Origin of the sequence: Actinospica sp. (genome assembly GCF_035552695.1) — a bacterium.
In the GTDB taxonomy this organism is placed as follows: domain Bacteria; phylum Actinomycetota; class Actinomycetes; order Streptomycetales; family Catenulisporaceae; genus Actinospica.
In genome coordinates this window covers 151,988-173,297 of sequence record NZ_DASZKT010000116.1, presented here as the reverse complement: position 1 = coordinate 173,297, position 21,310 = coordinate 151,988, and the positions used below count along the sequence as shown (strand labels likewise).

At 70.1% G+C, this 21,310-nt stretch carries 20 protein-coding genes; 7 read left to right on the top strand and 13 right to left on the bottom strand.

The genetic code is table 11. The features are described 5' to 3' along the window. Nucleotide 1: 1 nt before the first annotated feature. The 4 genes from VG296_RS14870 to VG296_RS14855 all read right to left on the bottom strand — a co-directional run bounded on the left by VG296_RS14870 (nucleotide 2) and on the right by VG296_RS14855 (nucleotide 5,473). Nucleotides 2-646 carry a class F sortase gene (locus tag VG296_RS14870; RefSeq protein ID WP_325566298.1) on the bottom strand — a complete coding sequence of 215 codons (645 nt, stop codon included), beginning with the start codon at nucleotides 644-646 and terminating at the stop codon, nucleotides 2-4. A 111-nt stretch (nucleotides 647-757) separates the two neighbouring features. Then, nucleotides 758-1,630 carry a trypsin-like serine peptidase gene (locus VG296_RS14865; RefSeq protein WP_325566297.1) on the bottom strand — a complete coding sequence of 291 codons (873 nt, stop codon included), beginning with the start codon at nucleotides 1,628-1,630 and terminating at the stop codon, nucleotides 758-760. A gap of 10 nt (nucleotides 1,631-1,640) precedes the next feature. Further along, nucleotides 1,641-4,061, bottom strand: a complete 2,421-nt coding sequence (locus VG296_RS14860; protein ID WP_414641095.1) for an HAD-IC family P-type ATPase — start codon at nucleotides 4,059-4,061, stop codon at nucleotides 1,641-1,643. After that, nucleotides 4,019-5,473: an amino acid permease gene (locus tag VG296_RS14855; RefSeq protein ID WP_325566295.1), complete on the bottom strand. Its 1,455-nt coding sequence runs from the start codon at nucleotides 5,471-5,473 to the stop codon at nucleotides 4,019-4,021. The genes VG296_RS14860 and VG296_RS14855 overlap by 43 nt, the downstream gene beginning before the upstream one ends. A 285-nt stretch (nucleotides 5,474-5,758) precedes the next feature. Between VG296_RS14855 and VG296_RS14850 the strand changes: the two genes are divergently transcribed. The 3 genes from VG296_RS14850 (at nucleotide 5,759) to VG296_RS14840 (ending at nucleotide 9,301) form a co-directional block, all read left to right on the top strand. Then, nucleotides 5,759-6,820: a hypothetical protein gene (locus tag VG296_RS14850; RefSeq protein ID WP_325566294.1), complete on the top strand. Its 1,062-nt coding sequence runs from the start codon at nucleotides 5,759-5,761 to the stop codon at nucleotides 6,818-6,820. 40 nt (nucleotides 6,821-6,860) lie between these two features. Further along, on the top strand, nucleotides 6,861-8,375 hold the full coding sequence (locus tag VG296_RS14845; protein WP_325566293.1) for an amino acid permease: 1,515 nt from the start codon (nucleotides 6,861-6,863) through the stop codon (nucleotides 8,373-8,375). An 80-nt stretch (nucleotides 8,376-8,455) separates the two neighbouring features. Beyond that, nucleotides 8,456-9,301 carry a GNAT family N-acetyltransferase gene (locus VG296_RS14840; protein ID WP_325566292.1) on the top strand — a complete coding sequence of 282 codons (846 nt, stop codon included), beginning with the start codon at nucleotides 8,456-8,458 and terminating at the stop codon, nucleotides 9,299-9,301. Between the two features lie 9 nt (nucleotides 9,302-9,310). Here VG296_RS14840 and VG296_RS14835 read toward each other — a convergent pair whose 3' ends face one another. The 3 genes from VG296_RS14835 to VG296_RS14825 all read right to left on the bottom strand — a co-directional run bounded on the left by VG296_RS14835 (nucleotide 9,311) and on the right by VG296_RS14825 (nucleotide 13,164). Next, complete coding sequence (locus VG296_RS14835; RefSeq protein WP_325566291.1) at nucleotides 9,311-9,988, bottom strand: hypothetical protein; 678 nt, start codon at nucleotides 9,986-9,988, stop codon at nucleotides 9,311-9,313. A 46-nt stretch (nucleotides 9,989-10,034) separates the two neighbouring features. Next, nucleotides 10,035-11,819 (bottom strand): FAD-dependent oxidoreductase, encoded by a 1,785-nt coding sequence (locus VG296_RS14830; protein ID WP_325566290.1) that lies wholly within the window; start codon nucleotides 11,817-11,819, stop codon nucleotides 10,035-10,037. A 112-nt stretch (nucleotides 11,820-11,931) separates the two neighbouring features. Next, a complete protein-coding gene (locus VG296_RS14825; RefSeq protein ID WP_325566289.1) occupies nucleotides 11,932-13,164 on the bottom strand; it encodes a phosphodiester glycosidase family protein in 1,233 nt (410 codons plus the stop codon). A 229-nt stretch (nucleotides 13,165-13,393) separates the two neighbouring features. Here VG296_RS14825 and VG296_RS14820 point away from each other — a divergent pair, with 229 nt between their 5' ends. Beyond that, entirely contained in the window at nucleotides 13,394-14,104 is a 711-nt protein-coding gene (locus tag VG296_RS14820; protein ID WP_325566288.1) for a hypothetical protein, read from the top strand. On the opposite strand, the gene VG296_RS14815 is transcribed toward VG296_RS14820, so the two are convergent. Continuing rightward, on the bottom strand, nucleotides 14,086-14,805 hold the full coding sequence (locus VG296_RS14815) for a TetR/AcrR family transcriptional regulator (protein ID WP_325566287.1): 720 nt from the start codon (nucleotides 14,803-14,805) through the stop codon (nucleotides 14,086-14,088). The two genes, VG296_RS14820 and VG296_RS14815, sit on opposite strands and share 19 nt — an antisense overlap. Before the next feature lie 80 nt (nucleotides 14,806-14,885). On the opposite strand from VG296_RS14815, the gene VG296_RS14810 reads away from it, so the two are divergent. Beyond that, nucleotides 14,886-15,368, top strand: a complete 483-nt coding sequence (locus VG296_RS14810) for a PaaI family thioesterase (protein WP_325566286.1) — start codon at nucleotides 14,886-14,888, stop codon at nucleotides 15,366-15,368. A 403-nt stretch (nucleotides 15,369-15,771) separates the two neighbouring features. Here the strand turns inward: VG296_RS14810 and VG296_RS14805 are convergent, their stop codons facing one another. Both VG296_RS14805 and VG296_RS14800 read right to left on the bottom strand, forming a co-directional pair. Beyond that, on the bottom strand, nucleotides 15,772-16,341 hold the full coding sequence (locus VG296_RS14805; RefSeq protein ID WP_325566285.1) for a hypothetical protein: 570 nt from the start codon (nucleotides 16,339-16,341) through the stop codon (nucleotides 15,772-15,774). 19 nt (nucleotides 16,342-16,360) lie between these two features. After that, on the bottom strand, nucleotides 16,361-17,011 hold the full coding sequence (locus VG296_RS14800) for a Pr6Pr family membrane protein (RefSeq protein ID WP_325566284.1): 651 nt from the start codon (nucleotides 17,009-17,011) through the stop codon (nucleotides 16,361-16,363). Nucleotides 17,012-17,136: 125 nt separating this feature from the next. On the opposite strand from VG296_RS14800, the gene VG296_RS14795 reads away from it, so the two are divergent. After that, on the top strand, nucleotides 17,137-17,880 hold the full coding sequence (locus tag VG296_RS14795; protein WP_325566283.1) for an alpha/beta hydrolase: 744 nt from the start codon (nucleotides 17,137-17,139) through the stop codon (nucleotides 17,878-17,880). A gap of 22 nt (nucleotides 17,881-17,902) precedes the next feature. Here the strand turns inward: VG296_RS14795 and VG296_RS14790 are convergent, their stop codons facing one another. Then, on the bottom strand, nucleotides 17,903-18,730 hold the full coding sequence (locus tag VG296_RS14790) for a putative protein N(5)-glutamine methyltransferase (protein WP_325566282.1): 828 nt from the start codon (nucleotides 18,728-18,730) through the stop codon (nucleotides 17,903-17,905). Between the two features lie 24 nt (nucleotides 18,731-18,754). Here VG296_RS14790 and VG296_RS14785 point away from each other — a divergent pair, with 24 nt between their 5' ends. Further along, nucleotides 18,755-19,468, top strand: a complete 714-nt coding sequence (locus VG296_RS14785) for a lysoplasmalogenase (RefSeq protein ID WP_325566281.1) — start codon at nucleotides 18,755-18,757, stop codon at nucleotides 19,466-19,468. Here VG296_RS14785 and VG296_RS14780 read toward each other — a convergent pair. Beyond that, nucleotides 19,431-20,468 carry an NAD-dependent epimerase/dehydratase family protein gene (locus VG296_RS14780; protein WP_325566280.1) on the bottom strand — a complete coding sequence of 346 codons (1,038 nt, stop codon included), beginning with the start codon at nucleotides 20,466-20,468 and terminating at the stop codon, nucleotides 19,431-19,433. The two genes, VG296_RS14785 and VG296_RS14780, sit on opposite strands and share 38 nt — an antisense overlap. Nucleotides 20,469-20,584: 116 nt before the next feature. Then, a complete protein-coding gene (locus VG296_RS14775) occupies nucleotides 20,585-21,259 on the bottom strand; it encodes an O-methyltransferase (protein WP_325566279.1) in 675 nt (224 codons plus the stop codon). Nucleotides 21,260-21,310 lie beyond the last annotated feature (51 nt).

Here is a 21,310-nt window from a genome sequence, read left to right as displayed (position 1 = left end):
CTCAGTTCGCGCTCGTCTCACTCAAATGGGCATACACGATCGTATTGTCCTTGTAGCTTGCTTTGGCGTAGTCGAAGTCCCCACCGCAGGTGATCAGGCGAAGCGCGGCGTACGGCACGCTGCCGTACACGCGACTGGTGGGGAACTCGTTCTTCGGCGCCTGCTGCACGGAATCGACCGTGAAAGTCACCACGATGTGGTCCGAACGGGTGATCTCGATGTGCTCGCCCGGCTGAATCCTGCCGAGGTTGTAGAACGCGCCGCGAAAGCCGCGCGTCTCCCGCGAGTCCACGTGCGCGTCGATGATCGACGGCCCCGCCTCACCCGGCGCCGGGCTCCGGTCGTACCACGCGGCCCGCTGCGCCTGGTCCAGCGGCGGCACCCCCACGCTGCCGTCCGCCTGCAGCCCGATCTTCATGAGGTCCGCGTGGATGTCCACGTCCGGAATGTCGATGCGCAGCGGCGGCGACGCCCCGAGCGGCGCCGCGAACACCGACCCCGCCGCCGGCACCGGCGGCAGATACGCGGCAGCCGCAGGGCTCGGCGGCCCCTCAGGCGCCTGCTGCGAATGCACGATCTTCAGCGCCCCGACCCCCACCACCCCGAGCGCAACCCACCCGAGCATCCTGCTGACCGCGGATCTCACAGCACCGCCCTACCCGCGTGGCAGTATGACTATATAAAGCTGCCGGTCATCCGGGTGAACGGTGAACGCGCCGGAACCCGCCGAGGCCCCGAACGGCCCAAGTGGGACGCACTAGAGCAGGCCGTTGAACATCAGCGGCGGAGCGGCCGGGGTGGTCGCCCGCTGATAGAGGGCGAGCAGCGGAGGGCGCAGGGCGGCGGCGTAGGAGATGTCGTCGCGGTAGCCGCCGAGCTCGTAGCCGCCGATGACGCCGGCCAGCGTGCCGATGCCGGTGCGCGGATCCACGGCAGTGAGCAGCGGGCCGCCGCTGGTGCCGGTGGGGAAGTTGCCGCAGTCGAAGCGCAGCTGGGTCGCCGACTGACGACCGATCGCGGCGCGGCAACCGACCGGTCGGTCGGCGTTATAAGGGTAGCCGAGCAGCACGCCGAGGGTGCCGATCGAGACCGGGCCGCCGAGGTGCTCGGCGCCGGTGACCTGCTCCAGCGGCACGGCGGACTGCGGGCGGGTGACGTTCAGGAAGGCCAGGTCGTAGTCCGGGTCGTGGTTGGCGACCCACTGCGGCGCCACGGTGATCCGCGTCGGGTACCAGGCTCCGTACGGCGCGCGACCCGACCGGTATCCGGGCACGTAGGCGACCGAGAGCGGCCCTCCGATGCCGAGCGCGACACCGGCCACGCAATGCGCGGCGGTCGCGATCAGATCGCCGGCGGGCGAGTCGACGGCGACGGCGGAGCACAGCTGCACTCCCGGTGTGCCGTCAGCGTTCTGCCAGACCAGTGCTCCGACCTGCGGCGCGCCGGGGAATTCGCGTCCGGTCGCGGGTTGGGTCGGGTCGTGGCCGGTGAGCACGGAGGGCGGCGACGGAGCCGCCGCGCGCTGCTGCTCGTCCGGGCCCACGGGAAGGCCGGCGATGGTGGCGAGCGCGGTACTCAGGGCCGTGATCGGGGCGAAGAGCTTGGCACACAGCAGCGGCAGCAAGTTCACGCCGAACTGACTACCCGTCACCCTCATCCGTAGGCTCCGCCGTGCGTGTGGTCTCCACGTCCCGCGCGCGGGCCCAGCGCCAGAGGATCTCCAGCACGACCGCCGCCACGGCCGCGACCGCGAAGGAGAGCACCGTCTGCTGCCACGCGCCGAATTGGAGCTGGAAGATCCGGCGGCCGACGGGCAGCACGGTGACCAGCACGAACAGTCCGGCCATCGTGCCGACCAGCGCCGCCTTCCACCACACCAGCGGACGCGCGATCAGCAGCAGCACCGCGAGGCTCGCCGTGAACAGCGTGATCATCGCCGAGGTCTGTTCCGTGGGCAGCGTCGCTCCGGGTGCCAGCCGCGCGAGGTAGTAGGACACGAACGAGGCCGCGCCGTTGATCAATCCGGCCGGAACCGCGAAGGTGAGCACGCGCCTGACGAAGCCGGGGCGGGCTCGCGCGAGGTTCGGAGCGAGGGCGAGGAAGAAGGACGGGGCGCCGATCGTGAGCGTGCCGACGAGCGTGGAGTGGCGCGGCAGGAACGGATAGGGCAGCCGGCCGATCCCGGTCAGCACGACGAGCAGGAACGATTCGAAGGACTTCACCAGGAACAGGTTCGAGACGCGTTCGATGTTCCCGACGACCCGCCTGCCCTCCGCGACGACGGAGGGCAGCGTGGCGAAGCGCTCGTCGAGCAGCACGATCTGCGCGACGGCGCGGGCCGCGCCGGAGCCGGAGCCCATCGCGATGCCGATGTCCGCGTTCTTCAGCGCCAGCACGTCGTTCACGCCGTCGCCGGTCATCGCGACGGTGTGCCCACGGCTCTGCAGGGCGACGACCATCTGCTGCTTCTGACGCGGCGTCACCCGCCCGAACACCGAGTTGGACTCGAGCTGATCCTCGAAATCGTCGGGCAGGTCGCGTGCGTCGACCGGGTGTTCGGCGCCGGCGAGCCCGAGCGTCTGGGCCACGGCGCCGACCGAGACCGCGTTGTCGCCGGAGATCACCTTGAGGTTCACGCTCTGCCGTTCGAAGTACGCGAGCGTCGGCGCGGCGTCATCGCGGATGCGCTGCTCCAGGATGACGAGGGCGAACGGTCGCGGATCCATCTCCGCGGTCGCGTTCGCGGCAGTGCTCTCCGCCGAAAGCTCCTTGGGAGAGTTCGCCAGGAGCAGCACGCGCAGGCCGCCGGCCCCGACCTGCTCGGCGCGGTCCGCCGCGGGGGTATCCGCGCCGAGGATGTCCGGCGCACCGATCAGCCACGTGCCACGCTCGTCCGCGAACGTCGCGCCGCTCCACTTCCGCGCCGAGGAGAAGGCCGCGACGGTCTGCGCGGTCCAGCCCGGCTCGGGCGCGGGACAGGCCTCGATGATCGCCGCCATCGTCGCGTTCGGCCGCTCCTCCAACGCGCCGAGCGCCCCGAGGACCTCGCGTACCCGAGCCTGCGTCGCCTCCGGGTCGAGCGTCTCGATTCCGGCGAGCCGCATTCCGCCCTCGGTCAGCGTGCCGGTCTTGTCGAGGCAGACCGTGTCCACGCGGGCCAGGCCTTCGATCGCGGGTAGCTCCTGCACGAGGCAGTTGCGACGCCCGAGCCGCACGACTCCGACCGCGAAGGCCACCGACGTGAGCAGCACGAGTCCCTCGGGCACCATCGGCACGATTCCGGCGACCGTGCGGCTGATCCCGTTCCGGATGCCGCCCGCGATGGACGTCTGCACGATGATCTGCAGAATCCCCGCGGGCACGAGCAGATAGGTCAGAAACTTGATGATCTGGGCGACGCCGTCGCGCAGCTCGGAGCGCACGAGCGTGAATTCCTGCGCCTCGGCGGCGAGCTTCGCGGCGTGCGACGCGGCGCCGACCCGTTCCGCTCGCATCAGGCCCTGCCCGGCCACGACGAAGGAGCCGGACAGCACCTCGTGGCCCGCGTCCTTGCGCACGGGATCGGCCTCGCCGGTGAGCAGCGACTCGTCCACCTCGAGCACCGTGGACTCGAGGACGGTGCCGTCGACGGGGATCTTCTCGCCGGGGGCCAGCAGGATGACGTCGTCCACGACGAGACCACTCGAAGGGACCTGTTCCTCCGCGCCGTCGCGGCGGACCCGGGGCCGGGCCTCGCCGACGATGGCGAGCGAGTCGAGCGTGCGCTTGGCCCGCCACTCCTGCACGATGCCGATCAGGGCGTTGAAGATGATCACGAAGCCGAACAGCGCGTCCTGGATCGGCCCGACGATCAGCATGATCACGAAGAGCGAGCCGATCAGCCCGTTGAACCAGGTGAAGACGTTCGCCCGGACGATGGCGCCGAGCGAGCGGCTGGAGCGCGCCGGAAGGTGGTTCGTCCGCCCGGACGCGACGCGTTCGGCGACCTGAGCCCGGGTCAGGCCCGCCTCGAGGACCGTCACCGCGCACCGTCCGAAGCCCGGCGGCGGGAGAGCACCCAGCCGAGGCCCAGGACGGCCGCGATCACCGGGATCGCTCCCACGGTCCACGCGCCGATGGTGCCGCCGTCCACGCCCATGTCCGCGACGACGGCGACCAGGAACGCGATCGTCAGCAGGTTGACCCACGGCCAGCCCTTGAGCCGGAAACCCGGCCTGACCAGCCGCTCGGCACCCTCGGCCACGCGGGTGCGGCGGACGAACAGCAGATGGCAGAGCATGATCATGATCCAGGTGGTGACCACGCCGAGCGCGGCGAAGTTGACCACGATGTCGAAGGCCTGGCCCGGCAGCCAGGCGTTGAGCCCGACGCCGAGCGTGGCGAAGGCGCAGGTGAAAAGGATACCGCCGTACGGAACGTGGCGCGCGTTCATCAGGCCGGTGAAGCGCGGCGCGGATCCGGTCGCGGCCATCGAGCGCAGCACCCGGCCCGTGCTGTAGAAGCCCGAGTTGAGGCTGGACATCGCGGCGGTGAGCACGACGAGGTTCATGACTCCGCCGACGCCGGGCACGCCGATCTTCGACAGGACCGTGACGAACGGGCTCTGCGAGGACGAGTACTTGTTCCAGGGCAGCAGCAGCGCCAACAGCAGCACGCTGCACACGTAGAACAGGCCGATCCGCCAGGTGACGGAGCGTACGGCGCGCGGGACGATCTTGGCCGGCTCCTTCGTCTCGCCCGCGGTGATGCCGACCATCTCGACTCCCGCGTACGCGAAGACGACGCTCTGCAGCACGGAGAAGACCGGGAGCACGCCGAGCGCGAAGAAGCCGCCGTTGCTGCGGATCAGGCCGAAGCCGGGCCGGGTGCCGTCGACTTGATGCCCCGTGCCGAGTAACCAGATGCCGATAAACAGGAAAGACATGATTGCCGCGACCTTGATGAGTGCGAACCAGAACTCGATTTCGCCGAACAGCCGCACTGATACAAGGTTGATCGCCAGCACCACGACCAGCGCGCACAGCGCCAGCAGCCATTGCGGTACGGAGTGGAACGCGCCCCAGTAGTGCATGTAGAGCGCGACGGCCGTACTGTCCGCCATCCCGGTCGTGGACCAGTTGAGCACGTACATCCAGCCTGCGATATAAGCACCAGGCTCTCCCATGAACTCGCGCGCGTAGCTGACGAAGGACCCCGAGGACGGCCGGTGCAGCGTCAGTTCGCCGAGCGCGCGCACGACCAAATACGCGAAGACGCCCGCGATCGCGTACGACAACGCCAGCGCGGGCCCGGCGACCAGCAGTTTCCCGCCCGCGCCGAGCAGCAGTCCGGTGCCGATGGCCCCGCCGATCGCGATCATGCCGACGTGCCGCGGTGCCAGGCTCTTGGCATAGCCCTCGTCCCCGGCGTCGACGACGACCTGCGGTTTCCGGGTCAGGGTCGGGGTGGAGAACTCCGGATGATCATCGGCCATGGTTCCCGAGCCTAGGCGGCACGGCGGCCGCGGGCGAGGCGCCATGCCGGGGATGCCTCCGAACGGGATTGCATCCGCAATGTGCATACTCACGTGCATGGTTCAATTGCACGGATTGCCCGGCTACCGCTCCGATACTGCCGGTAAGTACGAGCTCTTGTATCTTTCTCCGCGTCTCCGGTACGGTACTGCCCGTTATCAGTGACCGGGTGGCTACAGCCGGAAACCATCCTCGCGCCCACCCACCAACCGCGCGAGGGGCCGCTGACACAGTTCGGAGCAGAAGTGAGCTCGTCGCCGACGTTCGACTGGGACCCCGCGGGCCCCGACAGGGTGCTCGCCGTGGCCCGCGGGGACGTCGCGGCGCTGCGCGTCGGCGCCGCCCGCGAGGCGCTGGCCGGCACCCGGACGCAGCCGAACTTCGACGCCCGCGCCTTCCGCTCCCTGGTGCTCGCCGCGGCCGCCGCGTCCAGCAACGTCGTGGAGACCTGGGCGAAGGAGGAGCCGGAGAACCCGGACGCCCTCCTGCTCTACGCGCGCGTCGCGGCGCACCGGGCGCTGACGGCGCGCCGCGACGGGGACCGCGGAACCCTCGAGGCGATCGCCACGAAGGCCTGCGCGGCCGCGCACCGGGCGTGGCCGGCGGACCCGACCCCGTTCGTCGTCGAGCTGACGCTGCTTCGGCTGCGCCTGGTGCGCGGCGGCGCCCCCGCGCGTCCGCCGGGCGCGGCCGAGGACCCGGCATGGGCACTGTGGCGGGAGGCCGAGGCGCGTCACGCGGGCAACCGCGAGGCGGGCCAGCGGCTGCTGGCGCTGTGCTATCCACGGCACGGCGGTACCGGCGAACTGGCGTCCGACACGGCCGCCTACCTCGCCTCCGTCGGCCCTCCGTACGGCGTCAACCAACTCCTGCCGCTCGTCGCGGACCTGGAGCAGGAACACGGTTCAGGACCCGTCGAACCGGATCCGCAACGCGTCGCGAAGATCCACCAACTGCTCGGCCACCTCACCGCGCAGGGCCCGGTCGAACCGCAGGCCGAGCAGCGACGGCGCACGCTGTTGGAGATGCTCGACCTCGAGCTGCGCGGCGAGCAGGCCATCGACCCGGTGGCCGAGGAGCTGAGCCGGGTCTGGTTCGACTCGGGCACGTACGACGGGCCGCCGGCCTCGGCGACCGTCTCCGACTTCAGCGTGCTGGCCGAGGCGCTGCACCGGGGCGGGCGCTTCGGCCCCGCCTGGCGGGTGCTCCAGCACATCCAGCCCTACGCGAGCCCCTTCCCGTGGTCCAGGCACGGACCGCCGGAGAAGGCGCTCAAGCGCGTCTACCGAGACTGCCGACGCGGCTGAGCCCCCGCGCCGTACCCACCTCTCCCGAAGGACTTCCCCGATGACCACCACCGACGTCGCAGCGCAGGTCGCTGCGGACGAGCTGACCCTCAACGAACTCGGATACCAGCGGGAACTGGCCCGCGGCTTCAAAACCTTCGACAACTTCGCGATCTCGGCCACGATCATCAACGTGCTCGCCGGCGTGTTCTCCGCGTTCGGCTTCGGCATGCTGGCCGGCGGACCGCGCGTGCTGATATTCGGCTGGATCGCCGTCTCCGTGCTCGTGCTCGCGGTCGGCGCGGCGATGGCCGAGATCGCCTCCGCGTACCCCACCTCCGGCGCGCTGTACTACGCCTCGGCGCGGCTGGCGAAGCGGAACAAGGCCGCGTGGTCCTGGTACACCGGCTGGCTCAACTTCGCCGGGCAGATCGGCGGCACCGCGGCCACCGACTTCGCCGCCGCGACCTTCCTGCAGGCCTGGATCAGCATGCAGTGGCCGAGCTACACGGCGACGCTGCACAAGACGGTCCTGATCGCCGCGGGCCTGCTCGTACTGCACGGGCTGCTCAACACCTTCGCCGTGCGGACGGTCGGCACGATCAACCGGATCTCGGTGTGGTGGCTGCTCGGCGGCGTCATGATCATCGCCGCGACGCTCGCCTTCGCGCCCTCGCACCACCAGCCGCTCAACTACGCCGGAGCCTTCGTCAACAACACCGGCTTCCGCAACGGCCTGTACGGCGGACTGCTCGGCCTACTCGTGACCTCGTGGACGTACACCGGTTTTGACGGCTCCTTCCACATGAGCGAGGAGACCCAGGGTGCCGCGACGAGCGCGCCGAAGGGGATCACGCAGTCCATCCGCTTCTCTGCCATATTCGGCCTCGTACTCGTGCTGGCGCTCGTCTACGCGAGCCAGAACTGGAAGACCGAGTCCTCGGCGAGCGTGCCCCCGGCCCAGATCCTGGTGGACGCGGTCGGCCTGACCGGCGCTAAGCTGCTGCTGCTGTTCCCGGTGGTCGCGCTGCTGTTCTGCGGCCTGGCGAACATGACCTCGAACTCGCGGCAGATCTGGGCGTTCAGCCGGGACGGCGCGATCCCCGGCAGCGGCCTGTGGCACCGGCTGTCCCCGCGCACCCGCACCCCCGTCGCCGCGGTGTGGCTGGCCGCGGGCTGCGCGGTGGTGCTGACGATCCCCGGCTGGTGGAACAACACCGCGTTCACCGCGATCGTCTCGGTGAACGTCGTCGGCCTGTTCACCGCGTACGGCATCCCGATCCTGCTCCGGCTGCGGCTCGGCGACGAGTTCCAGGCCGGGCCGTGGAACCTCGGAGCCAAGGGCCGGCCGATCGCGCTGCTCGCGGTGGTCTGGATCCTGCTCAGCAACATCCTGTTCATGCTGCCGCAGTCCAGCCCGATCACCGCGCACGACTTCAACTACGCGCCGATCGCGCTCGCCGTCGTGCTCGCCATCGCCACGGTGTGGTGGTTCGTCAGCGCGCGGCGGACCTTCCACGGCCCGCGCAGCACGATCACCCCCGAGCAAGCCGTCATCGACCCCGATCTGATGTGATGTCCGTGAGCGAGCTTGCGAGCGAAACCATGGGACGCAGTGGCATGGCATTGACCCGGCGAAATAGAGAACGACTGAACATGGGCTTCGAAATCGGTCCGGCGCGTCCGGGCGAGTGGGATCAGATCGTGCTGTGGGCGGCGAAGGAGGGTTGGAACCCCGGCCGTTACGACGCCGAGCACTTCCTGATGCAGGACCCGAAGGGCTTCCTGCTCGGCCGGATCGACGGCAAGGTCGTCTCCGCGATCAGCGTGGTCGACTACTCCCCCGACTACGCGTTCCTCGGCTTCTACCTCGTCCGCCCGGATCGGCGCGGGCAGGGCCTCGGCATCGCGACCTGGAAGGCGGGCATGGCGCACGCCGGCTCGCGCACCGTCGGCCTCGACGGCGTGCCCGACCAGCAGGACAACTACCGCACCCAGGGCTTCCAGTCTGCCCATACGACGATCAGGTACCGCGGGAAGCCGAACCTGGAATACAAGGGCGTGGACACCGACGGCGTGGTTCCGATCGAGCCGAAGCACGTCGACCTGCTCGCCGCACTCGACGCGGCCGGCCACCCGGCCGACCGCCACTCCTTCGCCGCGCGCTGGGCCGCGGACCCGCGCCACATCACCCGCGCCCGCTTCCAGGACGGCGAGCTGACCGGCTACGGCGTCCTGCGCCCCGCGAACGAGGGCTGGCGCATCGGCCCCCTGCTCGCCCTCACCCCGAGCGACGCCGCCGCGGTCCTCGCCGCGCTGCTGCGCGAGGCGGGCGACACGACGGTCTCGATCGACATCCCCGAGCCGCACCACGTGGCCCGCACCCTCGCCGACCTGCATGGCCTGGCCCCCGCCTCCCGCACGGCCCGCATGTACACCGGCCCGATCAGGTCCCTGCAACAGTCGCTGGTGTACGGGGTGATGTCGCTGGAACTGGGGTAGCCGCGAAGCTCAGGCGGAACGAGTCCAAGCGCCGTTGAGAGCCCGGATCTCAACGGCGCTGCTCTCCCTGGCGATGAACGGGATCTCCAACGCGTAGCGCATCCGCTCGCGCGGAATCCGGCGGTGGACCTCACACACATCCGCAAGGATCGCGCCATATAGCGAGGCCCCGTCCATGCAGAAGATGTCGATCAGCACAAGACGTCCGTCAGCGGCCCGGCGAATGTGGGACGCGTTGAAGTCGAACCCGTCCCACCAGGGTGTGGTCTCGCGGTGCTCCGCATCGATCTTCCCGGCCGCCCGACGCACGTCTTCGAACTCCGCATCACCCACGCCACCCTCAGCGCCGCGCCACTGCTCCGCGATCTGCTCGGCGAGAGCCCGCTCCACCGGCGCGACGTACTCGAGGAAGGCCACCGACCCACCGCCTTCGAGATCGGCGGCCTTCACGACCTTCGGCAGCCATGGATTGCCGGCGCACTCGCGACACAGTTCCACGAACGCCGCGTACGCGGGATCGAACGGGCAGACCCTCGCGACGAGCGATCCGTCCGGCGACCGCAGGCCGATCGCCCAATCCCCTGCCCCGGACACCAACCACCCGGCGCCGATCAACTCGGCCAGGACCTGTCGATGCGACAGCGTCTCCCAGGGTAAGCCGGGAGCGCGCGTTTCCACTTCAGACACTGCCGCACCATACCGGCACTTCGCGGACCAGAACCCGAGGCGGGTCCTAGTCCGGCTGGATGTCGCCGTCGCCGCCGGCGGCCTCGAGCATGTGGTCCTCGTCGGTGCCGCTTTCCAGGGCACGGATTCCCGCGACCTTCGCGGCCTCGGTGAGGCCGTGCAGGTACTGGGCGACGGCGGCGACGGCGACGGCGCCTTGGCCTACTGCCGAGCCGATGCGCTTGACGGATCCGGCGCGGACGTCGCCGGCGGCGAAGATGCCGGGGATGGAGGTCTCGGCGAGGTAGGGCGAGCGCGATGCCTGCCACGGCTCGGGAAGCAGTTCGGGGCGGCGGCTGACCTCGTTGTCGGTGAGGATGAAGCCGAGTTCGTCCACGGCGACGACGCCCTGGACCCACTCGGAGGACGGGACCGAGCCGAACATGATGTACAGGCCGGTCGCGGGGATGACCTCGGTCTCGCCGGTCGCGCTCTCCAGCAGGACGACCTTCTCGAGCCGGCCGTAGCCGCGGACCTCGCCGATCTCCGTGTCCACGCGGACCCTGATGTTCTCGCGCTGCATGACCTGGTCGGCCAGCGTCTCCGACATGCCGCCCGCGCCCATCTCGTCCTCGCGGACGACGAGGATGACGGAGCGGGCGTGCTCGGCGAACAGGAGCGCCGCGTGGCCGGCGGGGTTGCCGGAGCCGACGATGACGACGTCCTCGCCCGCGGCCTGCCGGGCCTCGGTCTCGGAACTGCCGTAGTAGACCCCCGCGTTGTGCAGTTCCTCGACGCCGGGCGCGTCCAGCCGGCGCCAGGTCATGCCGGTCGCGATCAGCACGCTGCGACCGGCGACGGAGTTGCCGTTGTCGAGCGTGACCAGGTGCGAGCCGTCGCCGGGGACGAGGCCGGTGGCCACCTTCGCGGAGCACCACTCGACGCCGAGCCGCCGCGCCTGGGCGAGCGCCCGGTGCGCGAAGTCGGCGCCGCTCAGGCCCGCGGGGAAGCCGAGGTGGTTCTCCACCTTCGTGCTCACGCTCGCCTGGCCGCCGGGGCAGTCGTCCTCGATCACCACGACGCTGAGGCCTTCGCAGGCCCCGTATACGGCCGCCGCCAGGCCCGCGGGTCCGCCGCCGACGACGATCAGGTCGTAGGACTGGCGGGTCGCCTCCTGGGTCAGGCCCAGCGCGCCGGCGAGTTCGGCGATGGACGGGTCGTACAGGGTCCGGCCGTCCTCGAGCAGCACCACCGTCGGCGCCGGGTTCGGCAGGTTGAGGTCGCGGGCCAGTGCCTGCGCCTCGGGATCCTCGCCCAGGTCCATCCAGGTGAACGGGACGAGGCTGCGGGTCAGATAGTCCTTGACGGTGTAGCTGGCCGCGGCGAAGCGGTGGCCGAGCACGGTCACGCCCATCTCGGCGGCCGAGTGCTCGCCGAACCACTCGCCGAGCAGGTCGTCCACGATCGGCAGGATGCGCACCTCGATCGGGTGCGCGGGAAGCACCGCGTAGCGGTCGGTCTGGGCGAGGCTGATCGCCTGCAGCGCGGCGTCGGCCTGGTCCATCGTGGTCAGCAGCAGCCGCTTGGTCGCCGGGGACGAGCGGCGGATGTGCCGGAACAGCTCCACGCCGGTGCCGTCCGCGAGCCGGTGCGCGCACACCGCGAGGGCCACCGCGCGGCCCTCGATGTGCAGGTGGGCGAGCACCTCGGAGGCCTCGCGCAGCCCGCCCGCGCCGTACACGCGGCAGGCCTGGCCGAGGTGGCGGCGCAGGCCCTCCACCGTCTCGTCCCGCTCGATCGGGTCGGAGTCGACCACCAGAATGGAGGACTGGGGACCGGTGCCTGCCGTCATCGCACTGCCTCTCTCTTCGCGGGTCCGGACAGTTCCAATCTAAGGAAAGGTACGGATATCCGCGCGGTGATCGGTCCGTCCGGGGACGGCGTGTCCCCGGACGGCTGGTCCGTCAGCGCGCGTGCACGCTGACGAAGTCCCGGTCGGAGGGCGAGAAGTAGCGGTCGCCGGGCTGCGCGAAGTCCCACATCTTCGAGGCCGTCGGGTTCTTCGGGCTCTGCAGGCCGTTGTACGTCATGAACGACGTCCAACTCGGATTGATGTCGAGCTCCATGCCGTAGACCGCGCCGGCCGCCTTGAGCAGCTTCGCCAGCGTGTACACGGACAACTCGGTGCCGCCGACGTACACGATGTCGCCCTTGGCGGTCATCCCCACGCCCGAACGGGCGATGTAGTACCAGCCGTTGATCGTGTACCCCCAATCGGCCCCGGAACCGTCGTACTGGCCGACCATGACGTTGCCGTTGTCCACCAGCATGTTGAGGTTCTCGCGCACGGCGGCCACGTCCGGGGTCATCGACAGGTCGCGGCCCCACTCGCCGATCTTGATCGAGCCGTCCTTGTAGAAGACCTCGGCGGCCTTGCCGTCCGTGAGCGGGACGGCGGTGCGTCCGTCCTCGTAGAAGCCGCCCATCGCGTCGTCCGGGTTCACCTTGAAGCCGCCGTTCCAGGTGGCGACGAGGCGGGCGCGGGCGTCCGGGGTGATCGAGTCGGGCTCCTCCCAGCTGCCGCCGGGCTGGTCGTAGCCGGGGTTCAGGGTGAAGGACAGGGCGTGCTGGTTGAGCCAGGCGACGTACGCCAGATTGGAGGTGTGGTCGGCGTCCGGACGCAGCGCCGCGGTCTCGATCACCGGGTTGCCGAGCGGGCCGAGGACGGCCGGGGAGAACACGCCCTCGCCGGGGATGCTCCCGGCTGCGAGCGGGGCGATGTTCTGCGGCGCGTCGGCGGGCGCGAGCTTGAGGTTCTCCCGTACGCCGTCCGTGGTCTGCTGCTTCTTGGACTTGAGCTGCGCGAGCTGACCGGAGTTCAGTTTTCCGCCGGTCGGCGGCGCGGTGTACGTCTCGTTCTCCAGCCAGGTCACGATCATGCTCATGTGATGATCACGCGCCCATTCGGCCACCCGGGCGTTGAGCGGGTCGGTTCCCGGCGCCGTCAGATACGGCGTAAGAGTGACGCCGACGTAGCCGACGATCAGCACGAAGACGGCGAGCACGCTCCGGAACACGTATTTGCGCCGCCGTCTGCGCCGGGCCTTCTTCGGATTCTGCGGAGCGGCGGCCTCGGGCCCGCCTTCGGTGAGTTCGGGTTCGGCGACGGACGCTTCGGGTTCAGGTACCGGGTTCATCAGTTCAGATCCTCGCGCGGGGGTGCGGGGCGCGACCGGCGCCCCCTGGGCCATCCTAACGGGAATGACCGGAAATTAAGCGCTATATGCATATGAATAGCTACTCAATGGACAACTTGCGCCGAACCGGTGAGGTTCGCGGGGCTGACGGAGCGTCAGACGTCCTCCGAGCGGACGTACGCGCAGAGTGCTGAAGAGCCCCGCCGCGGACGTACGGAGGATGATGCGAATGCCCCGGAAGACCCACGTGTACCTCGCCGCGGCGGTCACGGCGGCCGCGCTGCTGGCAGCCGGCTGCGGCGGCGGGGCGCCGAGCGGCGCCGCGGGGAACGCGCCGGCCGGCAATGCGCAGGTCAAGGTCGCGCCGGAGCAGGCTGACCCGACCGTGCCGCGGAGCCCGAAGCCCTCCCCCACCGCCAGCCCCGGTGCCGGCGCCACGATCGACCCGGGCACGCTCCCGCAGACGCACGACCTGCCCACCGGCCAGGACGCGCGGTTCCAGGCCGGCGCCCAGGCGCTCTGGCAGGCGATCGTGCAGGACAAACCCGAGCTCGCGCAGTCGTTCTTCTTCCCGCTCTCCGCCTACCGGCAGGTCAAGGCGATCTGGGACCCGGACGCGGACTATCAGAGCCGGTTGATCGCCTGGTACGACCTCGACATCCGTGCCGCGCACGATCACCTCGGCGGCACGTCCGACGCCCGCTTAGTCGGCATGGACGTGCCCGAGTCGAACGCCGAGTGGATCGAGCCGGGCGTCGAGTACAACAAGGATTCGTACTACCGCGTGTACGGGACGCGGCTGAACTACGAGGTCAACGGGCACACCGCGTCGATCGGCGTCTTCTCGCTGATCTCCTGGCGCGGCGAGTGGTACGTCGTGCACCTCGGCCCGAGCACCCGCGCGGCGATGGAGGGCATCGTCTACGACCCCTGGAACTGAGCGGCCCAGTCGCGGAAGGACGCGGCGTAGTCCTCGGCGCTCGGCACGCTCCGGCGCGGCTCGCTCATCAGCCAGCCGAGCGCGGCGGAGCCGAGGCCCGACATCCGGGAGACCTCGTCCAGGAACTCGTCGAGATCCTCCGGCCACGGGAAATAAGGGTGCGCGATCACCAGCGAGATGCAGCCGTGCGCCGCGGTGATCGCGCGCAGTGCGATGTGCTGCGGGTCGCCGCGCAGCACGCCCGCCTCCACGCATGGTCGGACCGCCTCGGCCATGTAGTCCAGGCACGCCGTCGCGGCCCGCTGCTCCGGCCGCCGCTCGCCCTGCCGCGGCGGGCCCATCATCAGCAGCCGGTAATGCACCGGATGGTCGATGCCGAACCGCATGAACGCGACGGCGCCGTGCCGCAGCCCCTGCAGGGGATCGTCCGCGGCCTCGATCGCGTCGCGCACGACGGTTCCGAGCGACTCCCACACCCGCATGCAGACGGCTGCGATCAGCGCGCTCTTGTCGGCGAAGTGCCGGTAGACGGCCGGGGTGCTGACGCCGGTGCGCGCGGCCACGGCCCGCAGCGTCAGCGCCGACTCGTCGCCCGCCTCGGCGAGCAGCTCCTCGGCGGCGCGCAGGATCTCAGCGTGCAGCAACGGACCCTCGCCCGGCCGCGCGCGGGGCCGCGCCCGCACAATCTGCTCAGCGCTCATGGCGCAATGTTGACACGCGTGAGATTGACGTTGTCAACTTAACGTCGTCAACCTCGCTCGGCCGCATTCGGAGGACCGCCGTGACCACCCAGCCCGAATCCGCGCAGTCGGCGACGCTCGACGGCCTGCGTCTGTTCGAGCTCTACCGCGACGGCAAGCTCGAGCCGACGGGCATCGCGGGGCTGCTGGACATCCGCTGCCCCGAGGTCGAGGACGGCCGGATCGTGTTCACCTGCGAGACCCGGCCCGACTTCGCCAACCCGCTCGGCCTGCTGCACGGCGGGATCGCGGCCACGCTGCTCGACTCGGCCATGGCCTGCGCCGTGCACACGACGCTGCCCGCCAGCCAGATCTACACCTCGCTGGACATCTCAGTGCGCTACATCAGGCCGGGTTCGATCGACGGCGGCGAGCTGCGCGCCGAGGGCCGCGTCGTGCACCGCGGCCGGAAGGTCCGCACCGCTGAGGCGACGCTGACCGACGGGGCGGGCCGGCTGATCGCGACCGCGACCTCCTCGCTCATCGTGCTGCCGGCGGGCCAGCCCGCGCAGCCGCAGACCTGACCCACCCGGCCTGACCCATCCGCGATCCGTCAGTTCACGGCCTGTCAGCGGACGGTCCGTGAACTCCCGGTCCGTCAGCCCACGATCGGTCAGTCCCCGAGTCGCCAATCCTCGATCGGTCAGCCCGCGAGTCCTCAGCCACGGTCCGTCAGCCGACGATCCGTACATCCGCGACTCGCCAATCCCCGACCAGTCAGCCCGCCAGTCCTCAGCCTACGGCCCGTCAGCCCACGATCCGTGACTCCCCGACCAGTCAGCCCGCTCGCATTCAGCCCTCAGTGCGACAGCCCGCGATTCGTGAGTCCGCTACTCGCCAATCCTCGATCGGTCAGCCCGCCAGTCCTCAGCGCACAGCCCGTCAGCCCGCGAGACCTCAGCCCTCGGTGCGTCAGCCCTCGGTTCGTCAGTCCAGGTCCGGTCCCTGGCTCCTGAGGTCCTCGACGCGCGTCATCGCCTCGCGCAGTTCGCCGAGCCAGCCGTCGGCGTGCTCGCCGACCAGTCGCACCGCCCAGGCCAGCGCCTCCGAGCGGGACCGCGCGACGCCCGCGGCGACGAGCGTGTCCAGCACGATCCGCTCGGGCTGCCGCAGCCGGGTCATCACCGGCACCGAGAGGACGGTGAACAATTCGGTCGTCTCACCGAGCCGTGCGCCCCAGGCGACCTTCCGCTCGAAGCGGTGCTCGGCCTGCCGGGCGATCTCGATCCGCTCCTCCCGCGTCTGCTCGCGGAAGCGGCTGATCCGGCCCGCGTGCGCGGCGGCCAGCGCGGCGGCGTCGGCGAATTCCTCCTCCAGGCCCGGCAGGGTGCCGAGCACGAGGATCTCCTCGCGGTCCACGGTCACCGCGGGTGCCGCGGTGAACCAGTCGTCGGGCAGCCGCCCGGCGAACCAGGCCTTGGCCTCCTCGGCGGACAACGGCTCGGGATTCTGCTGCGCCGTACCCCAGCGCCCGCGACCGCCCATTCCCTTGATCATCTTCCCGCTCCCCACTCGATTACATGATTACATCGCTACTCATCTTACGTCGTAATAGCCGTCCGAGCCAGACCACGAGCAGGCAGACCGCGACGATCGCGAGCGCGATGAAGCAACACTCGACGGCCACGTGCGCGTAGCCGCGGCCGCGCGGATCGAGGAACGGATACGGGTACCAGTTCACGAAGTGCCCGCGGACCAGCGAATACGTGACGTACGCGACAGGGAACAGCAGCCAGTACCGCAAGATCGAATAACGCTGTCGCTCGCGCGGCGGCACGGCGAGCCAGTCGACGAACACGGCGATCGGCATGACCAGGTGCACGACGTCGTCGATCCACTGCGCGAGTTGTCCGGCCGCCTCCTGGTCCGGCCGCAGCACGACCGCGTAGATGATGCCGGTGACGGTCATGTAGCAGGTCACCGCGCCGCGCACGCCGTCCGGCATGCCGCGCCGGCCGAGCAGCAGCGCGATCCCGCCGACGGCGAACGTCACCGTCGCCGAGATGTTGCTCAGGATCGTGAAGTAGCTGAAGAAGTTGATCGTGCCGACGCCGTCCGGTGGGGTCGAGGCCCGGTTGCAGGCGAAGCCGAGCGTGTACCCGGCGAGCGCGGCGAAGCCGAGTCTGAGCACTGCGACGGCCAAGGACCGGATGCGTGAAGGCAACATGGCCCGATCATTCCGCCATTGGGCTGATCCGCCGCGCTTGACGGGCCGCGACTCACTCGTTCGGCCTCCGGCGATCGGGACGTGTAGCTTCGGCTTGTCGATGATCGAGGGAAGGGGGACTCACGATGAAGCTGAACACTCGGGAGTGGGGCTCGGGCGGACGGATCGCGCTGCTCGCGCACGGCATCATGTCCGACTCGCGCACGTGGCGCCGCGTCGGACCGGCACTGGCCGAGCGCGGCTGTCGCGTGGTGGGCGTGGACCTGCGCGGACACGGTGCATCGGGTCGGGGGGACGAGTACTCGAACGAGGCGTACGGGGCGGACATCGTGGAGACGCTCGAAGGCCTCGGCGGCGTCGATGTCGCGATCGGCCACTCGCTCGGCGCTCGCGCCGTGCTGTTCGCGGTCGAGGCCGGTTGGCGGCCGTCCAAGGCCGTGTACGTGGACCCGGCCTGGCGGATCGCACGCCCCGGGGCGGGCTCCAGCCCGAAAGACCCGTTCGTCGAGTTCGCCGATCACGCGACGCGGGAGCAGATCGCCGAGCTGTGTCCGCGCTGGGAGCCGGAGGACGTCGAGATCGAACTCGCGACCCTCGCTCTCTGGGACAGGCAAACCGCCCTGCAACTGCCGAAGCACAATGCGGCGGCGCTCGAGTCAGGCCGGGCCGGAGACGGGACGGGACTGCCGGTGGACGCGAAGGTGCCGTCCCTCATCATGCTCGCCGACAACAGTCAGATGCTAAGCGCGCAGGATGCTGAGACGCTGCGCGGACGCGGTTTCGAACTGCGTACCGTGCCGGGCGCCGGGCACAGCGTGCACCGCGACGACTTCGAGGGCTTCATGGCAGCCCTGGACGGGTGGATCTAAAGGCTGGAACCAACGGCCGGATCTAGCCGCAGGACCTGGGCTGGCGTCCGATCAGGACGGTCGTCTCGAAGTCGTCTGATTCACGCACGTCCGGTTCCAGGCCCACGGCCTGGAACGCGGCGACGGCGGCATCCTTCTGGCGGTCGCTGATCTCGATCAGCAGTCGGCCGTCGGGGCGGAGCCAGTGTGGCGCGGCGTGCGCGACGCGGCGGAGCAAGTCGAGGCCGTCCGGGCCGCCGTCCAGCGCGGCCAAGGGCTCGTACTCGCGGGCTTCGGACGGTAGCAGCGGAATCTCCGAGCTCGGCACGTACGGGACGTTCGCCGTCAGAATGCTGACCTGCCCGGCCAGCTTCGACGGCAGCGGCGCGTCGAGATCGCCCCGGTAGACGAACGCGTTGCCCGCCTCGATGGCCGTCGCAAGGTTCTTCCGCGCACACCGGACGGCCACCTCGTCCACGTCCACGGCATGAAGTTCGATATCGCCGTCTCCACGTCGACGCATCTCGTCGAGCAGCGCGGCGCCGATCGGTCCCGCGCCACAGCACAGGTCCACGACGACCTCGCCCGCCGCGAGGAATCCCGACGCGAGGTGCGCCAGAAATCCCGTCCGCCACCTGGGCACGAAGACCCCCGGCTCGACGACCAGGCGCAACCGGCTGAATTCCGCCCAGCCGACGACAAGCTCCAGCGGCTCGCCCGCGACCCGACTGGCAACCATCGAGTCGAGCGCGGCACGCTCCCCCGCCGCCTCGCACAGCAGCTTGGCCTCGTCCTCCGCGAACACACATCCGGCCGCCCGCAGCGTGCCGACGACGCCCTCCCACTCAGCGTCGTCCAGTTCAAGTGGCATGGGCATACGGTACCTTCAGCGTTCATGAGTCCCGACGCCGCGGCCCAGCGGCCGCAGCCGCCTATACCCCCGGCTCCGATACCCGTCTGGCCGCGCTACGCGCTACCGACGTTCGCGGGGGTCGCCGCGCTGAACCTCGTGTTCGAGGCGGCCGGACCGCGGCTCTGCTTCGACCTGACGAAGCCGCTGCTGATGCCGCTGCTCGCGATGGCGCTCCTAGCGAAGGCTCGCGCCGTGCCGCCCCTGCTGCTGGTGGCGCTGCTCGGTTCGACGCTCGGCGACACGATGCTGCTCTTCAACGGCACATGGTTCCTCGTCGGCATGGCGGGCTTCGCCGCGACGCACGTCTGCTACATCACCCTCTTCCGACGCGGCGGAGCGCAACGCAACCACCGGCGGTTCATGCTGGCCGCCCTGTTCTACGGAACGCTCTGGACAGTCCTGATCAACAACCTCTGGTCCGGCCTCGCCTCCAACATGCGCATACCGGTCGCCGGCTACAGCCTCCTCCTGGTGTTCATGGCGATACACGCCTTCGCGGCCGGGCGACGCACCGGCCAAGGCGGTGCGCTGTTCCTGCTCTCCGACACGATGATCGCGGGCGGCCTCGCGCACTGGCATATGCCGCGCGGCACGGGATTCGCCATCATGGCGACCTACCTCCTCGGCCAGTACCTCCTCGCGACCGGCCTGATGGACTTCAGCGCACGGCGTCACCTCCTCCGATCAGCTCCTTGAGCACCGCCGCCTCGACTTCCGCGGCGATGCCGTGCCCGTCGATCCGGCCCTGCTCGTCCTCCAAACCGTCGACATCGCGCAGCCAGGCCCACGTGTCGCGCACGGTCTCGGCGATCGGGCGGCAACTCTGGCCCGCCTCCGCGGCCCGCTCCGAGTGCACATCCCAGACGGCCGCGGCCTCGCGGTTCACGGCAGCCCAGGCGGGAAGGCCGCTCCACTCGGGGATCTTGTGGGTCTGCAGGATCTCGTCCTCGGCCCAGACCAGGCGGGCGCCGGAGCCCGTCTCGCGGACGCAGGCCTCGAGCATGTCGGACATGGTCTCCGTGCCCGGACCGACCGTCGGGAACGCGCCGTAGTGGCCGTACTCGATGCAGTGCAGGCCGAACAGCGCGATGTCGCGCGCGTCGATCGGGCCGATGCGGCGGTTCGGGTCGCCGGGGGCGAGCACCTCGCCGCCGCGGGCGATCCGCTTGAGCCACCAGGTCAGCCGGCCCGAGGTCTCGTGCGGGCCGAGGATGAGGCCCGCGTCGATGCAGATCGTGCGGTCGGGGAAGTACTCGAGGACCGCGCGCTCGCAGCCCGCCTTGAGCGGACCGTATTCGCCCTCTGTCTCCTCCGGCCCGCACTCCTGCTTCGGCGACCCGTCGCGCACCGGCCGCTCGCCCCAGTCGGCGTACGCGTTGAGGCTCGAGATGAACAGGTAGGCCCGCGCCCTGTCCCGAAGCGCCCGCGCGGACGCGCCGACCACCTTCGGTTTGAAGCCGCAGGTATCCACGACCGCGTCCCACACCGGGCCGCCGTCCGCCGGCGCGGGCGCGCTCGCGATGAGCCGCTCGATATCCTCGGGCTTCTCGCGATCACCGCGCACGACCTGGACGCCATTCAGGTCGACGCTCTGCCTGCCGCGGTTGAACACGGTCACCTGATGGCCCGCGGCCAGGGCCTCGGCGGCGAACGCCCGCCCGAGGAACCTGCCGCCGCCGATGATGAGAATTCGCATATGCCGATCCTGCGCCGACGCCTTCTACCGGGCAAGCGCATCCACCGGTATTCGCCGAGAGCAGAGAGACATATGACTATGTGATTGAACTCGGGGTGGTTGAACCCGGGCGGAACCTAGACGCGGCAACTGATTTCCATGCCGTCCTCTACCGGAAACAGGACGCTCTGATACCCGTTCGCCGGTTCGCGCACGTACTCCAGATACGGCCGCACGCTCTCGAACCCGGCGTCGTCGGCCATGACGAGCGAGCCTGGCGCGAGGTGCGGTTCGAGCAGCCGGAGAACCGGCAGATACAGGTCTTTCCAGCCGTCGAGGAGTACGAATTCCACGCCGCCTGCCACGTGCGCGGGCAGCGTTTCCAGCGCGTCGCCTTCGAGCACTGTGACGACGTCGTCGAGGCCTGTCTCGACGAACGTCCGGCGCGCCGCGGCGGCCTTGCTCGCGGACAGCTCCGTGGTCACGACGCGGCCGACGCCGTTGTCGCGCACGGCCGCGGCCAGATGCAGTGTGGAGATGCCGAAGGACATGCCGAATTCGACCACTGTCTTGGGCCGCACGGCCCGGATCAGCGAATAGAGCAGCCTGCCGCCGTCGACCGAGACCGGCATGTAGATCTCCGCGGCGGCGTCGGCGCGCTGCTGCGCGGTCCCCGACGCGAAGTCCACCGCCGGCCGACCGGCGAAGGCTCGACGCCAGGTCTCGTCGTCCTGAGCGGCCTCGGCGAACATGCGCTCGAGGGCCGCGGAGACCCGCGGATCATGCAGAGTACTGGTTTGAATTGACGCCATGGCGCTAGATTAGACGCACCGTCTCGTCTTGTCTAGGGAAATGAAAGTAGA

Coding starts and splice junctions, on each gene's coding strand:
- VG296_RS14855 (WP_325566295.1), bottom strand. CDS start 5,473: ATGGCCGATGATCATCCGGAGTTCTCCACCCCGACCCTGACCCGGAAA.
- VG296_RS14845 (WP_325566293.1), top strand. CDS start 6,861: ATGACCACCACCGACGTCGCAGCGCAGGTCGCTGCGGACGAGCTGACC.
- VG296_RS14840 (WP_325566292.1), top strand. CDS start 8,456: ATGGGCTTCGAAATCGGTCCGGCGCGTCCGGGCGAGTGGGATCAGATC.
- VG296_RS14830 (WP_325566290.1), bottom strand. CDS start 11,819: ATGACGGCAGGCACCGGTCCCCAGTCCTCCATTCTGGTGGTCGACTCC.
- VG296_RS14825 (WP_325566289.1), bottom strand. CDS start 13,164: ATGAACCCGGTACCTGAACCCGAAGCGTCCGTCGCCGAACCCGAACTC.
- VG296_RS14820 (WP_325566288.1), top strand. CDS start 13,394: ATGCCCCGGAAGACCCACGTGTACCTCGCCGCGGCGGTCACGGCGGCC.
- VG296_RS14815 (WP_325566287.1), bottom strand. CDS start 14,805: ATGAGCGCTGAGCAGATTGTGCGGGCGCGGCCCCGCGCGCGGCCGGGC.
- VG296_RS14805 (WP_325566285.1), bottom strand. CDS start 16,341: ATGATCAAGGGAATGGGCGGTCGCGGGCGCTGGGGTACGGCGCAGCAG.
- VG296_RS14800 (WP_325566284.1), bottom strand. CDS start 17,011: ATGTTGCCTTCACGCATCCGGTCCTTGGCCGTCGCAGTGCTCAGACTC.
- VG296_RS14795 (WP_325566283.1), top strand. CDS start 17,137: ATGAAGCTGAACACTCGGGAGTGGGGCTCGGGCGGACGGATCGCGCTG.
- VG296_RS14790 (WP_325566282.1), bottom strand. CDS start 18,730: ATGCCACTTGAACTGGACGACGCTGAGTGGGAGGGCGTCGTCGGCACG.
- VG296_RS14785 (WP_325566281.1), top strand. CDS start 18,755: ATGAGTCCCGACGCCGCGGCCCAGCGGCCGCAGCCGCCTATACCCCCG.
- VG296_RS14780 (WP_325566280.1), bottom strand. CDS start 20,468: ATGCGAATTCTCATCATCGGCGGCGGCAGGTTCCTCGGGCGGGCGTTC.
- VG296_RS14775 (WP_325566279.1), bottom strand. CDS start 21,259: ATGGCGTCAATTCAAACCAGTACTCTGCATGATCCGCGGGTCTCCGCG.